Genomic DNA, 14,298 nt, shown 5'->3' on the forward strand with positions numbered 1-14,298 from the left:
TTGTTTACTTGTTATTATTCTGTTCAGTCTCTACCTGAGCCTTCTCTTCATCAATGGAGTTATCTACCGGAATTTCAGAAACCTCTTTTTCTGAAGGAAGTTTCAAGGTATACAACGCTGCATTCAGCTTACGGATCTGATCGCGTTTCAACTTACCCGGATTATAGACAAAACCTTCTACCACAATTACCCGGCCGTTGTTACGGTCTACACGCATGTGTGATACAAAAGGACCACCCATTGCGTCATTCCGCATTTCCCACAAGCCACGAGCCTCGAAAGCATAATCGCCTTTTACGGCAATATTGCGTACATCCACAAAGATAGAATCGGCAGTTTCCATATACATACCTTCGCTGGCACCCGGAAGATTGATTTTCATTACCGAGTCACGTTTGTGGATAAAATATTCTTTTGTAAATGTATTCTTATCTCTGTAAGGGAATGCATACATTACAAAGTTCATATCATTCAGATTAGTAGAAGCCCAGAAGAAATCCTTGCCTTCCTTATAAGAAAGCATATCGACCGGCATCCAGATGTCACAGTCGAAAAGACTTGCCACTTTAGAAGAAATCACCTGATTGTGTTTCTTTTCCAGTTGCTTCACTTCACGATTCATTTCCGCACGAGTGAAAAAATCAATAATCACCTGTCCGTTTTTCGATACATAATCAGCAAACTCAGCCTGAGTAGGTGCCTGAATAGTCATAATCATCTGAGGAGATGAATAAGCATCACGGGTATACTTAAATTTAGTCTGCGTATATGTGTTCGGGTTAATATCTACGATAATAATATTCCGGAACAGTCTCATCGTACGGTCGAAATGCTCCGGACGTACACGTGAAATACGGAAAGAGCGTTCAGCCTGAGGCAATCCCGGAACATCAGTATCCAGCACATGAAACAAAGCACTGTCCGGACTCATCCAGCAATTGTCGTCTGCCACTACCATTACTTCATAGGGACGTCCGCTCGATACGGGTGTCATTATACTTTTTCCTCCTTCTTTACAAGAAGCCAGCACCAGTCCAACCAGTGCCATACATAAATAAAAGGATAAACTTTTCATATTTTTCTCTGTATTAAATGGTTTCATTTTCTTTTTCTGCCTGTTGTTTGGCAGTAGAGAGCATTCCGCAAGCCGCAAAAATATCCTCTCCTCTCGATGCACGAATGGTCGCAAACAGGCCATGCTGTGTAAGATAATCGCGGAAAGCAATCATCGAATCCGAATCGGTACCCTCCAGATCTACATTCGGAATGGCATGGAAACGAATCAGATTCATGCGGCAATCCAGTCCACGCAAAAGTTTAATCAACTCCTTGGCATAAATCAGACTGTCGTTTACGCCCTTGAATACAATGTATTCGAACGAAAGACGACGTTGCTTGCTGAAATCATAACGGCGTAAAATCTCCACCATTTCCGTAATAGAAAATGCCTTTTCTGCCGGCATCAGTTCCCTTCGCTGTGCCGGGAAAGGAGAATGCAGACTGATAGCCAGATGACAATCGCTTTCTTCCAGGAAACGTTCCAGTCCTTTGCGCAGTCCCACAGTAGAAACAGTAATACGTTTCGGACTCCATTTATACCCATAGTCGTCCGTAAGTATTTCCAGTGCACGAAGTACTGCATCCAGATTATCAAAAGGTTCTCCCATTCCCATAAACACCACATTAGTCAATGTATCGCGTTCAGGAATCGAGTAAATCTGATTCAATATCTGTGTAGCGGTCAGACTATTGGTATATCCCTGCTTCCCTGTCATACAGAATTTACAGTTCATCTTGCAACCTACCTGCGAAGATACACACAGAGTAGCTCTGTCCGCATCAGGAATATACACAGACTCTATATAATCTCCTTCAGGAGTGCGGAAAAGATATTTCACCGTACCGTCTACCGAGCGCATTTCATGTACAGGAGCAGAAGCACCGATTTCATAGTTTTCCTTCAGGCGTTCCCGGTTCTTCAACGACAGATTTGTCATTTCGTCAATCGAGGTCACCTTTCTGTCGTAAATCCATGCAGCAATCTGTCCGGCAGTAAACTTCGGCATCCCCAAATCGGAAACAATCCCCTGTATTTCGTTCAGAGTTTTCCCCAATAAAGGAGTTTTTGTCATATCCATTTCTTTTCAAATCTATATATTAGCGTACAAAGTTACCGAAAATCTGTGGAATATCCTTATAAAAAACACAGATTAGCACAACCTATTATGATTATTAAAAGATTAGAAAAGTATATACCCTCCAAAAAGTTCCCTTTATAATTGTATAACTACATAGACAACAAACATCAGAATCAAGTTACAGAAACGACACCATTCGATATGCATTCTGCATTTCTGTATCTGGAAACCATCCGATGAGCATATAATAACAAAAGACAGTATGTAAAAAAGCAGACAGAAACAGTCTGCCCCAAAAATCAATCCATTTATTCGGCCATTCCATAGAATTTACGTAAGTTTGTTTTCTATAAATTGATAAGATATGAACCAGACTATAACGTGCTATCTCCTATATGGGGACAAAGAACTGTCGGATAAGAATATAAAGCACTTCACGGAAAGTCCGTACGTGAAAGACATCTGCTTGCTTACCAACCTGCATATACCGGAAACCACATTACCGGAAAATTGCCGTGTCTTGCCATACGGTTCATTCGATTCTACCTCTGCCCTGACACAGATTGCAGCCCATACCTCTACTCCCTACCTGCTTATCTATACCAAGCCACAGATATTGCAATGGGGAGAAATGGCTTTGGAAAGAATGATCGATTATCTGTCGGCTCCAGAGTGTGGAATGGTATATGCCGACCATTATCAGGAAACCCAGAACGGACGACAGCCTCATCCGGTTGCCGACTATCAGCCGGGCAGCGTACGCGATGACTTCGACTTTGGCTCCGTGCTGCTGTTCAAGACCGATTGTTTCCGCAAGGCACTCCACCGTATCGCACTGGAACCGGAGTATCAGTTTTCGGCTCTCTATGCATTGCGTCTTGCTCTTTCCGAGCATGCAAGCCTTACGCATATACACGAATTTCTATATACGGAAATAGAAGAAGACACACGCCTGTCCGGAGAAAAACAATTCGACTACGTAGACCCTCGCAACCGGCAAGTGCAAATTGAAAGAGAAGTAGTCTTTACGCATTACCTGAAACGGATTGGTGCTTATCTTCCTCCTGTGAAACATACAGTAGATTTATCAGCCGGAGAGTTTGAGTACGAAGCATCTGTCATTATACCGGTCCGCAACCGGGTGCGTACCATCGAAGATGCCATCCGTTCTGTACTGACACAGGAAACCAGTTTCCCGTTCAACCTGATTGTCATCGACAACCATTCTACCGACGGGACCAGCGAAATTATCGAACAATATAAGAAAGACAAACGGGTGATTCACCTCATCCCCGAGCGGACAGATTTAGGTATCGGAGGTTGCTGGAATCAAGGTATACATCATCCGAAGTGCGGACGCTTTGCCGTACAACTGGATAGTGACGACCTCTATAGCGGTCCGGATACCTTGCAACGTATCGTCGACAAGTTTTATCAGGAGCAATGTGCAATGGTAATCGGCTCGTACCGCATGACCAACTTCGACTTGCAGACATTACCGCCCGGGGTAATCGACCACAAAGAGTGGACAGACGATAACGGACACAACAATGCATTACGCATCAACGGTCTGGGAGCACCGCGGGCATTCTTTACTCCCGTTTTAAGAGAGATACGGGTGCCCAATACAAGCTATGGCGAAGATTATGCACTGGGACTGGCATTTTCACGCCGGTACCGCATCGGCCGTATTTTCGACGTACTCTATCTGTGCCGCCGCTGGGAAGGAAATTCCGATGCAGCGCTCAGCATAGAAAAAACAAATCAGAACAATACCTATAAGGACAGTCTGCGTACACTGGAAATCAGCCATAGAAAAGCATGGGCAGCCGCACAAGGTCTCACTGCCGGCTCCGGCTTCGTTGCACAGCAACTGGATACCTGGGAACTGGCTCATCGGAACCATGAAGCACTACAAAATATACAGACACGCAGATTTGAAATAGACGGCAACCAGATTACCATACAGTTTAATCCGGCCCGTGCCGTATCGACCTGCGCTGCTACAGACAAGGCTTCCATTGCTGCACGCCCCTGTTTCCTTTGTATGGAGAACAAACCACAGGAACAAGACAGTCTGACCATTGAACTCGACGAACCTTTCAGCCTGCGCATCAATCCGTATCCTATATTGCAAGGCCATCTCACCATTTCCAGCCTTCGCCATCAGGAACAGACCCTGGCAGACAAAACGGCACGTCAGCTTCCGGGAAGACTGCTGGAATGGATAGAAAACTATTTCGACAAAGGATATGCCCTGTTCTACAACGGGGCACAATGCGGTGCTTCTGCTCCCGATCATTTTCATTTTCAGGCAGCACGAAAAGAAGACATACCGTTTATTGCCCAATGGGAACGGCTGATGAAGACAGCTCTCCAGACAGCAGAAGCAACGGATGCCGATGGAAACATCTGCCGCAGCTATCAAATCAAGGATTATGTATGTCCGGCTCAGGCATTCATCACCGCAGGAAGCTACACTACCCCTCCTTCTCTGATAGAGCAATACCTGCACACACTACCGCTGCATGAAGGAGAGAGTGAGCCCCGATATAATCTGTTTGCATGGAAAGACGGACAGAGAGGATTTACAGTAGCCTATTTCCCAAGAGACAAACACCGCCCTTCCTGCTATACCGCACAAGGAGAAGCACAACTTCTGGTCAGTCCGGGAGCCTTGGATATGGGAGGACTCATTGTAACCCCACGCGAAGAAGATTTTAATAAAATAACCCTGGAAGACCTCCGGCAGATACTCGGAGAAGTCGCACATCATTAAACCACACATACGCATCAATATATGAAAGAACCTGAAATAAGTATCGGCATTGTCAGTGCCCAGAAAATACACTTTACCCTGAACGCACATTTCCTGGCGAAAGGAGAAACGGTAGACGGACCACAAGTAGTAGCATTCGAAGACGGAGGCATACTATGGAACGGAAATGTATACCGCGAACTGACCTTTACCCCACTGGAAAATGAAGCCTCTTTCTCCTTGTACGATGTCACAATCGGTATCAATTTCCATTGGGAACGGCAGGAAACACAAGTATTCAGAGGAACATTGAAATTAGTGGTAGACGAAGGAAAGATTGTAGCTATCAATCTGCTTCCGGCAGAAGATTACCTTATCAGTGTGATTTCTTCGGAAATGAACTCGGCTTCATCTCCCGAGTTTCTGAAAGCCCACGCTGTAATCTCACGCAGCTGGCTGCTGGCACAAATCGAAAAACGGAAAGCCATGAGCCAGCAACCTGCCGATTTCTTTTCGTTCATCAAGACAGAAACAGAATACATCCGCTGGTACGACCGGGAAGACCATAGCATCTTCGATGTCTGTGCCGACGACCATTGCCAGCGCTATCAGGGAATCACCAAAGCAACCAGCCCGGCTGTAGAAGAAGCAGTAAAGACCACCAAAGGACAGGTACTGATGCACAAAGGAAGCATCTGCGACGCACGCTTCTCCAAATGCTGTGGCGGAGTAAGCGAGGAATTCAACTACTGCTGGGAGGACAAAAAACATACCTATCTCTCGGCTGTGCGCGACACCGGCTCAAACGAACCGATTCCCGATCTTTCGGACGAACAGACCATACAGCAGTGGATACGGACTTCTCCTCCTTCTTTCTGTAATACAAAGGATACGCATATCCTTTCACAAATCCTGAACAATTACGACAGGGAGACGACCGACTTCTACCGCTGGAACGTGCGATATACGCAGGAAGAACTGGCAGAACTGATTCGTAAAAACACCAAGACCGATTACGGACAGATACTCGACCTCATCCCAATGGAACGTGGAAAATCCGGACGTATCAGCCGTCTGAAGATTGTAGGAACAAACAAAACGCTCATCATAGGAAAAGAACTGGAAATACGCCGTACGCTATCGGAAAGCCATCTGTTCAGCTCGGCCTTCGTGGTAGACAAAGGACAGGAGGAAAACGGAGCGCCCGCCTGGTTCGAACTGACCGGAGCCGGATGGGGACACGGAGTAGGACTGTGCCAGATTGGAGCAGCCGTTATGGGGGAACAGGGATACAATTACAATGAAATCTTGCTGCACTACTATCGGGGTGCAGAAATAAGAAAACTGTACTAAATGAACACACCATCTGCCTGGAAGTGGGTACCCAGTCTGTATTTTGCAGAGGGGTTACCTTATGTCATTGTCATGACACTGTCTTTGGTCATGTACAAACGCATGGGCATATCGAATACCGACATTGCCCTGTATACCAGCTGGCTGAACCTGCCCTGGGTAATCAAACCGCTGTGGAGCCCGTTTGTCGACCTTATCAAGACGAAACGCTGGTGGATTGTATCCATGCAGTTACTTATCGGAGCCGGACTGGCCGGAATCGCTTTTACCATTCCCACCGAACATTTCTTCCAGGTGACACTGGCGGTATTCTGGCTTCTTGCATTCAGTTCGGCAACCCACGATATTGCAGCCGACGGATTCTATATGCTGGGACTCACCCCACACCAGCAGGCACTGTATGTAGGCATACGCAGTACCTTCTACCGGATTGCAACCATTGCCGGACAGGGAGTACTGATTATGCTTGCCGGCTTTCTGGAGAAATCGGGACAAGGTATTCCGTATGCCTGGGCACTGACTTTTCTGCTTGCTTCCGGATTATTGCTCGCACTGTGGGTCTACCATGCCTACCGGCTGCCTCGTCCCGAACAGGACCGGGCTGTCCGTCAGCACTCGGCCTCCAGCCTGCTGTACGACTTCCTGCAGACCTTCCGTTCTTTCTTCAAAAAAGAACAAGCCGGAGCTGCCATTCTCTTTATGCTGCTCTACCGGCTGCCGGAAGCCCAGCTTGCCAAGATGAGTATTCCTTTTCTGCTCGACCCGATATCCGAAGGGGGACTGGGAATGACGACCGAACAGATTGGGTTTGCCCAAGGGACCTTAGGCATCATCGGACTTACGGCAGGAGGAATATTGGGTGGACTGGCTGTAGCCCGTCACGGACTCTGCTACTGGCTGTGGACCATGGTATGGGCTATTTCTTTACCCGATATCGTCTATGTATATCTAAGTTATTTCCCGGATAGCAGCCTGATTCTGATTAATATTTGTATCTTTATCGAACAGTTCGGATATGGCTTTGGCTTCACGGCATATATGCTCTACCTGATTTACTACTCCCGCGGCAGTCATCAAACCGCACATTATGCCATCTGTACGGCTTTTATGGCATTGGGAATGATGTTGCCCGGCATGATAGCCGGATGGCTGCAGGAAACATTAGGCTATCCGCATTTCTTTGTATGGATAATGATATGCTGTATCGCTACTTTCGGCGTCACAGCCTTACTGAAAATAGATCCTGAATTTGGAAAAAAATAACTTACTTATACACGTATGAAAACTATAAACCGTTTTTTAATGCTTGCGGCAATGATAGTTGCCACTGCATGTACTACAGACGATGAACCGACAGAAATTACAGGCAGATACGGCAATCTGACCGGAGAATCGGACACAGTCATTACTATTGGAAAAACCTCCGATGGGTATAGTTTCCAATGTACTTACGAAGTATTTCCAAAAAGCAGAGCAGACAACTACTACGTATGGAACGGAACCTTTAAAAATACTCCATCGGATGTAGTGACCGACAGTCAGGGAAATAAAATCGGCAATGTATCGATAAGTAGCGATGCAGTTACCTTCACTGCCACTACACAACATCCGGGCACGTACAAGGCTTACCGCGACGAAATGGCCGACATGCATTAATCCGTTCTGCCTACACTACTCAGATTATATTATTCCGCCCCTGTCATATCTGTATCCGAACAGATGTGCAGGGGCGGAATGATACTATCTACATCCTACACCCGACAACGCATCCGATGCCCGTATATGGCTATTACTACAAAGCAAACCAAGGGCAAGACGAACGAGAGATTGACAGCAGGCATATCGAACAACACCTTACAATCGATAATGCAAGCCTGCAATGGAGGAAGGACTGAACCGCCCAAGATGGCCATAATCAACCCGGCAGCTCCAAATTTGGCATTATCCCCCAATCCCTCCAACGCAATACCATAAATAGTGGGAAACATGAGCGACATACACGCCGACACTCCAACCAGACAATACATTCCCCATATATTCTCCAGGAAGATAACCCCTACAGTCAAGACACACGCAGCCAGGGCCAGGATTTTAAGCAAGAGACTGGCATTCAGATACCGCAACATAAACGTGCAGACAAAACGACTTCCGCAAAAAATAATCATTGCCGCAATATTGAATTTCTGAGAAAGTACCTCCGCACTTTGCTCATCCATTCCCTGCGACATAAACAAGTGGGTTCCATATTGTATAATGAATGTCCAGCACATAATCTGTGCTCCTACATAAAAGAATTGTGCAATCACTCCTTCCCGATAATGGCGGATAGAGAAAATACGTTTCAAGATCGGAATAAAGTTTATGGCATGTGAACGGTCAGCATTACTAGGCATCCGCGACAGTCGGATAACCAGCAACATGAGAAAAATCACGACTCCAATTGCAAGATAAGGAGCTATCAGTACAGACAAATCTGAATCACGTACCTGTTCAAACTCAACCTGTGTCAACTGGCTTCGCTCCACAGTATCCATCGGATTCAATTTATTCTGAATGAAATTCATAGCCACATACATCCCAAGCAAAGAACCGATAGGATTAAAAGACTGAGCCAAATTCAATCTTCTGGTAGCCGTCTGTTCACTACCCATAGAAAGGATATAAGGATTGCAACTAGTTTCCAAAAAAGACAAGCCACAGGTCATAATGAAATAAGCCAACAAAAAAGGATAATAATTTCCAGTCATCTTGGCTGGAAAAAATAACAAGGCACCCAACGCATACATCCCCAATCCCATCAGTACTCCTGCCTTATAAGTATACTTACGGATAAACATAGCAGCCGGAAAAGCCATTGCAAAATATCCTCCATAAAAAGCAACTTGTACCAGTGCTCCATCCGCAACGCTCATTCGGAATATCTTGGAAAAAGCTTTTACCATCGGATTAGTTATATCATTGGCAAATCCCCAAAGGGCAAAACAAAAAGTAATCAATATAAACGGTACAAGATAGTTCACCCCCTCCTTCTTCAATATTGGTTCTGCTTTCTTACAACTCATAGTATTAAAATGTTTATCATGTGTTTAACAACGTATACAAGTCACAAAATATGCCAAAGGAAACCTTATGGCATATTTTATTCAGACGTGTTTCATCTGCATTCTAATATTGCCAATGGCAGTGGCCTCCACCGGCCCGGTTTCCACCTTCAGACCGGTCAGTTTTCCTGTCAAGTCATTGAGCAATCCATTCTGACTGCCTCCGCCGATAATATGAAGACACGTAACCGGCTGAGGAAGCATCCTGTTCAGTTCCTCGATACCTTTCCGGTATCTTTCGGCAAGCGACAACAAGATACATCTAACATATTCTCCTTGCGATACAGGTACAGGCTGACCCGTAGCTTCACAATAACGGTTGATGGCTTCCGACATGCAAATCGGATTCTGGAATGAGGCATCGTCTACATCAATGGTAGCACAGAATTCTGTCTTTGTCGCCAGCGGAATAAGTCTCTCGTATGAGGTATCCTTGCCTTCGTCCTTCCATTGAGAGAAAAGCCGCTGCAAAATCCACAGACCGGTAATATTCTGAAGGAAACAAATCTTACCATCGCTACCTCCTTCATTTGTAAATCCAGCCTTACGCGCCTCCTCAGTCAGCACCGGTTCATCGAGAGTTACACCCAACAAAGACCAGGTTCCCGAACTCAAGAAAGCCTTGTGCTCCCCTCCGGCAACCTCCGTCACCACCGAAACAGCACTTGCCGTATCATGAGAAGCAACAGCCACGACCTCAATATCGTAACCGATACCCAGTTCCTCCAGAATCTCCGGCTTTACTTTTCCCCTTCCAGTTCCGGGCATGACAATCTCACCAAACAAATGTGCAGGCAGCCCCAGTTCCTCCATCAGTTTCCAGTCCCATTGCCGACTTCTGGCATCCAGCATTTCGGATGTAGAAGCAATGCTATATTCATTGTTCGCCACTCCCGTCAGAAAAAAACTGAACAGGTCGGGCATAAACAACAGTTTATCAGCCACTTCCAACAGCGGATCGCCATTTTTCTTCATAGCATAAAGTTGGAAAAGCGTATTGATATCCATCACCTGAGTACCTACCCGAGCATAATGTTCTTTCCGACAGACACGAGCAAACACCTCCTCCGAAAGACCTTCTGTACGCCGGTCCCGGTAACAGACAGGATTTCCCAGCAAATTACCCTGCTTGTCTATCAGTCCAAAGTCCACCCCCCAGGTATCAATACCTATACTTTTGATACGATAACCTTTTTCGTGGGCCATGCGTATGCCCCGCTTCATATCTTCGAACAGGGAAAGAAAATCCCAATAGACATGAGCACCTAACTTTACCTGACGATTGGGAAAGCGATATACCGTATCAAGCACTAACTCATCACCGGAAGGGTAGCCGGCAATCACACGCCCGCTACCCCCTCCAAAATCAATTGCCAAATATACGTCTGTCATTTTGTCTTCTTGCCTAACACATAAGTTTCCAGATCGTCTATCTCAGCTTTGCCCAACGTTTGATATTCCCCTCCGGAGAGTACGATAATCCGGCAAGCCATCTCGAAAAACATCGCCCGTTCAAAAGCCTGATCAAAATCTTTTCCGCATACCACCTGTCCGTGCTTTTGCAACAAGATGGAGTTATGATTCTTCATAGCATCCACTACTGCAGCCGCCAATTCGGGAGAACCCGGACGGAAATAAGGCACCACCGGAATCTCCGCTCCCACATGACAAGGTACTTCTGCCGTTACATTAAAATCTGAAGGAATATGCTTCATGCAGGCTACAGCCGTTGCATAAGGCGACTGGAAATGAAGTACCACATTGACATCCGGTCTTTCTCTCAGGATACCCAAATGAAAGCCATGCTCCATGGAAGGCTTAACTCCATTCAACACCTCACCTGTATCCAACCGACATTGGGCCACTTTTTCTTTCGAAAGTGTAGGAACCCACGAGCCAGTACCCGAAATCAATACCTCATCCCCTATTCTCCAAGACAGATTGCCACTGCTGCAAACTGTCAATCCAGCCTCACCTACCCGATGAGCCTGCGCTACAAACTCTTTGAAATGTATATCTGTAATCATCTTGATTCTGTAAATTATACCTGTTTTTATCAGACTGACTTCCTCTTATTTATAGATAGGGCCATAATTCTTGCATGCTCTATAGTCCGCTCCTTCTTTATCCATGCCGAATGCATTCCATGCTGCCGGACGGAAGATTTCGTTTTCGTCCACATTGTGCATGCATACCGGGATACGCAAGATAGAAGCCAATGTAATCAGATCCTGGCCAATGTGTCCGTAACTGATAGCTCCATGATTAGCTCCCCAATTGTTCATAACAGAATATACATCCTTGAAGGCCGGTTTGTCGCACAAGCGTGGCACGAACCAAGTAGTAGGCCAAGTACGGTCTGTACGTTCATCCAGCAACTTATGGATTTCCGGATCGATTTCTACTGTCCATCCTTCTGCAATCTGAAGTACAGGACCTAATCCTTTCACAAGATTCAAACGGCTCATGGTAACAGGCATACCTCCCTTCGACAAGAAGTTAGACGAGAAACCACCTCCGCGGAAATAATCTCTGTTGGCAGGATACCATGTGGTAGCCTCCAGACATTTTTCCATTTCTTCTTCGGTAATTTCCCATGCCGGTTTCATGGTAGGACATCCATTTTCATCCGTCTGTTGTCCTGTACCATCCAATGTAGTGGCTCCAGAGTTAATCAAGTGAATGATACCGTTTTCAGCCAATCCGGTCAGCGATTTTCCAGTCACTCGCTTCACAGCTTCCGGGCTCCAATAGGTACGTACATCAGAGAAAATCTGGGCTCTGTTAGTAAGCAAATGACCGAAGAGCATAGCTACACCGTTGCAGGCATCATTTTCGGTAGCTACCACATAAGCCTCACGAATTCCGTTCCAGTCGAACGAAGTATTAAGCAATGCTTCAGAATAGTCCCCGTTCGGATAGAAGTCAGTCCACTGTCTCTGTCCCTGGAATCCAGCTGCAATGGCATTATGTCCCAATGCTTCTTCCTTGAAGCCCATTTCCTTGAGTTTTGGGTTTCCTTTCATCAAGTCGCGCATGATGATAGTCATTTTCACAATAAATTCCCAATCGGCATCCTTTTCCTGACGAGTCTTTTTCTTTGCATCCGAGTTGAAGTCCTGTCCTTCGTTCTTCTTGCAGTATTTTTCAGTCCAGGCCATAGCCTTTTCAAACTCTTCCTTATCATAAATACCCTCTGTCATACGGCGGATAATCTCTGTCAGGTCGACAGACTCGTTTCTCATTCCCAGATATTCTTGGAAAAAATCAGGATTGACAATAGAACCAGCGATACCCATAGACACGCTACCCATTGACAGATACGATTTTCCCCTCATTGTAGCAACCGCCTGCGCTGCACGGGCAAAGCGAAGAATCTTTTCCGCTACATCCTCAGGAATAGTATTATCATTAAGATCCTGTACATCACGTCCGTAAATACCAAACGCAGGTAGTCCTTTTTGAGCATGTCCTGCCAATACAGCAGCCAGATACACTGCTCCTGGACGTTCTGTTCCATTAAATCCCCATACTGCTTTCGGATAATAGGGATTCATATCCATTGTTTCTGCACCATAACACCAACACGAAGTCACGGTTATGGTTGCACCAACTCCTTCCCGTTCAAATTTTTCGGCACAAGCAGCACTCTCAGCCACACGCCCGATGGTAGAATCTGCAATGACACATTCTACGGAAGAACCATCCCCATTTTTCAAGTTAGTAGAAATCAATTCGGCTACTGCTTTAGCCAGGTTCATAGTCTTTTCCTCAAGACTTTCACGAACGCCACCCTGGCGACCATCAATTGTGGGACGAATCCCAATTTTCGGATATTTATTCATAAATTCAAAGGTTAATATATTTGTTTTTCATAATGCACTGTGCTAAACTGTGCTGAAATCAGTTTCTAAAAAAGCCGTCTACAAGGAATGTCTCAAATGAACCTCGGTAGGAAGATAAACTTGAACAGACTTTCCTTCCGTCACAAACCTTGCTGCCAGCCGCCCCATCTCTTCCCAGTCGACACTCAACGCTGTAATTCCTTCATCAATCACCTGGTACGCCGGAGTATCATTGTACGCAATCAGGCCAAAATCATACCCACATTTCATACTCAATTCCCGACTGCGCTTAATCACATTCACCACATCGATCTGCCTGATCACAATATAAACTACCTTCTGCTCCAGCCTGCCTAAGTCTTCCTCCCGGATAATTTCACATTTCAGATCGTGAGTCCGGCAATAAGATTTCAGGCTTTCCGCGGTACTTTCAGGGTGCTTCGAGTCTTCCGGATAGAGAAAGACCACCTTCCTATAGCGGCTCAAACGTTCTACAAGACTAGTCAGCGCCTTGTAGAAGGCATTGTCAAAATCCTGACATACATACGAATAAGATTTCTTATCGAACTTTCCAAAATCGAGTAACAACAATTTCGAAGCGGGAATCTGCTCCAGCAAAGGAGAAAACTTCTCATTATCGAAATTCATCACAATATAATAGTTATACCGTCCTATGGCCTCATGTAATATCGTATTGAAGATATGCTCATTATACTGATGAAACCACAAGTCAACCTTATATTTGTTACCTAGATTCTTTATAAAGCTATTATAAAGCGTATTTTTAAAAGGTGAATATTCATCGAGTAGCAAAAAGACTTTCTTAGGACCATCTATTACATAATACCCCTTTCCCGGAGTCGAATCAATCAGCTTTTTTGCCCGCAAGTCGGCAAAAGCCTTGAACACTGTATCACGAGATACCCCATACGTACGGCTCAAGCTATTAATGGAAGGAAGACTATTATTTCCTTTGTATTTTCCTTCCACGATATCCTGTTCTATCAAATCCGAAAGTTGTTTTACCTTCGTCGACTGCTGCCCGAACAATATTTCCATATCTTCACCCTAACTATGCTGAACTATACTGATGCAAAGAAAAG

The 14,298-nt window shown here is 45.5% G+C and carries 11 protein-coding genes; 4 read left to right on the forward strand and 7 right to left on the reverse strand.

The genetic code is table 11. The annotated features are described in order from the left end of the window. Nucleotides 1-4: 4 nt before the first annotated feature. Both WKU26_RS04585 and rlmN read right to left on the reverse strand, forming a co-directional pair. Complete coding sequence (locus WKU26_RS04585; RefSeq protein WP_340321072.1) at nucleotides 5-1,075, reverse strand: DUF4837 family protein; 1,071 nt, start codon at nucleotides 1,073-1,075, stop codon at nucleotides 5-7. A 13-nt stretch (nucleotides 1,076-1,088) separates the two neighbouring features. Continuing rightward, nucleotides 1,089-2,138: a 23S rRNA (adenine(2503)-C(2))-methyltransferase RlmN gene (rlmN, locus tag WKU26_RS04590; RefSeq protein ID WP_340321073.1), complete on the reverse strand. Its 1,050-nt coding sequence runs from the start codon at nucleotides 2,136-2,138 to the stop codon at nucleotides 1,089-1,091. Between the two features lie 364 nt (nucleotides 2,139-2,502). Between rlmN and WKU26_RS04595 the strand changes: the two genes are divergently transcribed. From WKU26_RS04595 to WKU26_RS04610, 4 genes are read left to right on the forward strand one after another with little or no spacing between them, the layout of a single operon-like run. Beyond that, complete coding sequence (locus tag WKU26_RS04595) at nucleotides 2,503-4,917, forward strand: DUF4922 domain-containing protein (RefSeq protein ID WP_340321074.1); 2,415 nt, start codon at nucleotides 2,503-2,505, stop codon at nucleotides 4,915-4,917. A gap of 21 nt (nucleotides 4,918-4,938) precedes the next feature. Further along, entirely contained in the window at nucleotides 4,939-6,249 is a 1,311-nt protein-coding gene (locus WKU26_RS04600) for a SpoIID/LytB domain-containing protein (protein WP_340321075.1), read from the forward strand. After that, nucleotides 6,250-7,512 carry an MFS transporter gene (locus WKU26_RS04605; protein WP_340321076.1) on the forward strand — a complete coding sequence of 421 codons (1,263 nt, stop codon included), beginning with the start codon at nucleotides 6,250-6,252 and terminating at the stop codon, nucleotides 7,510-7,512. It abuts the gene before it with no gap. 15 nt (nucleotides 7,513-7,527) lie between these two features. Then, on the forward strand, nucleotides 7,528-7,905 hold the full coding sequence (locus tag WKU26_RS04610; protein ID WP_340321077.1) for a hypothetical protein: 378 nt from the start codon (nucleotides 7,528-7,530) through the stop codon (nucleotides 7,903-7,905). 95 nt (nucleotides 7,906-8,000) lie between these two features. Here the strand turns inward: WKU26_RS04610 and fucP are convergent, their stop codons facing one another. The 5 genes from fucP to WKU26_RS04635 all read right to left on the reverse strand — a co-directional run bounded on the left by fucP (nucleotide 8,001) and on the right by WKU26_RS04635 (nucleotide 14,254). Beyond that, complete coding sequence (gene fucP / locus WKU26_RS04615) at nucleotides 8,001-9,311, reverse strand: L-fucose:H+ symporter permease (protein WP_340321078.1); 1,311 nt, start codon at nucleotides 9,309-9,311, stop codon at nucleotides 8,001-8,003. Between the two features lie 81 nt (nucleotides 9,312-9,392). Next, nucleotides 9,393-10,742: a rhamnulokinase gene (locus WKU26_RS04620; protein WP_340321079.1), complete on the reverse strand. Its 1,350-nt coding sequence runs from the start codon at nucleotides 10,740-10,742 to the stop codon at nucleotides 9,393-9,395. Next, a complete protein-coding gene (locus WKU26_RS04625; RefSeq protein WP_340321080.1) occupies nucleotides 10,739-11,377 on the reverse strand; it encodes a class II aldolase/adducin family protein in 639 nt (212 codons plus the stop codon). Before WKU26_RS04625 ends, WKU26_RS04620 begins: the two co-directional genes overlap by 4 nt. Nucleotides 11,378-11,422: 45 nt before the next feature. Continuing rightward, the gene (gene fucI, locus WKU26_RS04630) at nucleotides 11,423-13,195 is read right to left on the reverse strand and encodes an L-fucose isomerase (RefSeq protein WP_340321081.1); all 1,773 of its coding nucleotides are present in this window, start codon (nucleotides 13,193-13,195) and stop codon (nucleotides 11,423-11,425) included. Between the two features lie 78 nt (nucleotides 13,196-13,273). Continuing rightward, nucleotides 13,274-14,254, reverse strand: a complete 981-nt coding sequence (locus WKU26_RS04635; protein WP_340321082.1) for a GntR family transcriptional regulator — start codon at nucleotides 14,252-14,254, stop codon at nucleotides 13,274-13,276. Nucleotides 14,255-14,298 lie beyond the last annotated feature (44 nt).

This window comes from Phocaeicola sp. HCN-40430 (genome assembly GCF_037890285.1).
Taxonomy (GTDB): Bacteria; Bacteroidota; Bacteroidia; order Bacteroidales; family Bacteroidaceae; genus Phocaeicola; species Phocaeicola acetigenes.

Coding starts and splice junctions, on each gene's coding strand:
- WKU26_RS04585 (WP_340321072.1), bottom strand. CDS start 1,075: ATGAAAAGTTTATCCTTTTATTTATGTATGGCACTGGTTGGACTGGTG.
- rlmN (WP_340321073.1), bottom strand. CDS start 2,138: ATGGATATGACAAAAACTCCTTTATTGGGGAAAACTCTGAACGAAATA.
- WKU26_RS04595 (WP_340321074.1), top strand. CDS start 2,503: ATGAACCAGACTATAACGTGCTATCTCCTATATGGGGACAAAGAACTG.
- WKU26_RS04600 (WP_340321075.1), top strand. CDS start 4,939: ATGAAAGAACCTGAAATAAGTATCGGCATTGTCAGTGCCCAGAAAATA.
- WKU26_RS04605 (WP_340321076.1), top strand. CDS start 6,250: ATGAACACACCATCTGCCTGGAAGTGGGTACCCAGTCTGTATTTTGCA.
- WKU26_RS04610 (WP_340321077.1), top strand. CDS start 7,528: ATGAAAACTATAAACCGTTTTTTAATGCTTGCGGCAATGATAGTTGCC.
- fucP (WP_340321078.1), bottom strand. CDS start 9,311: ATGAGTTGTAAGAAAGCAGAACCAATATTGAAGAAGGAGGGGGTGAAC.
- WKU26_RS04620 (WP_340321079.1), bottom strand. CDS start 10,742: ATGACAGACGTATATTTGGCAATTGATTTTGGAGGGGGTAGCGGGCGT.
- WKU26_RS04625 (WP_340321080.1), bottom strand. CDS start 11,377: ATGATTACAGATATACATTTCAAAGAGTTTGTAGCGCAGGCTCATCGG.
- fucI (WP_340321081.1), bottom strand. CDS start 13,195: ATGAATAAATATCCGAAAATTGGGATTCGTCCCACAATTGATGGTCGC.
- WKU26_RS04635 (WP_340321082.1), bottom strand. CDS start 14,254: ATGGAAATATTGTTCGGGCAGCAGTCGACGAAGGTAAAACAACTTTCG.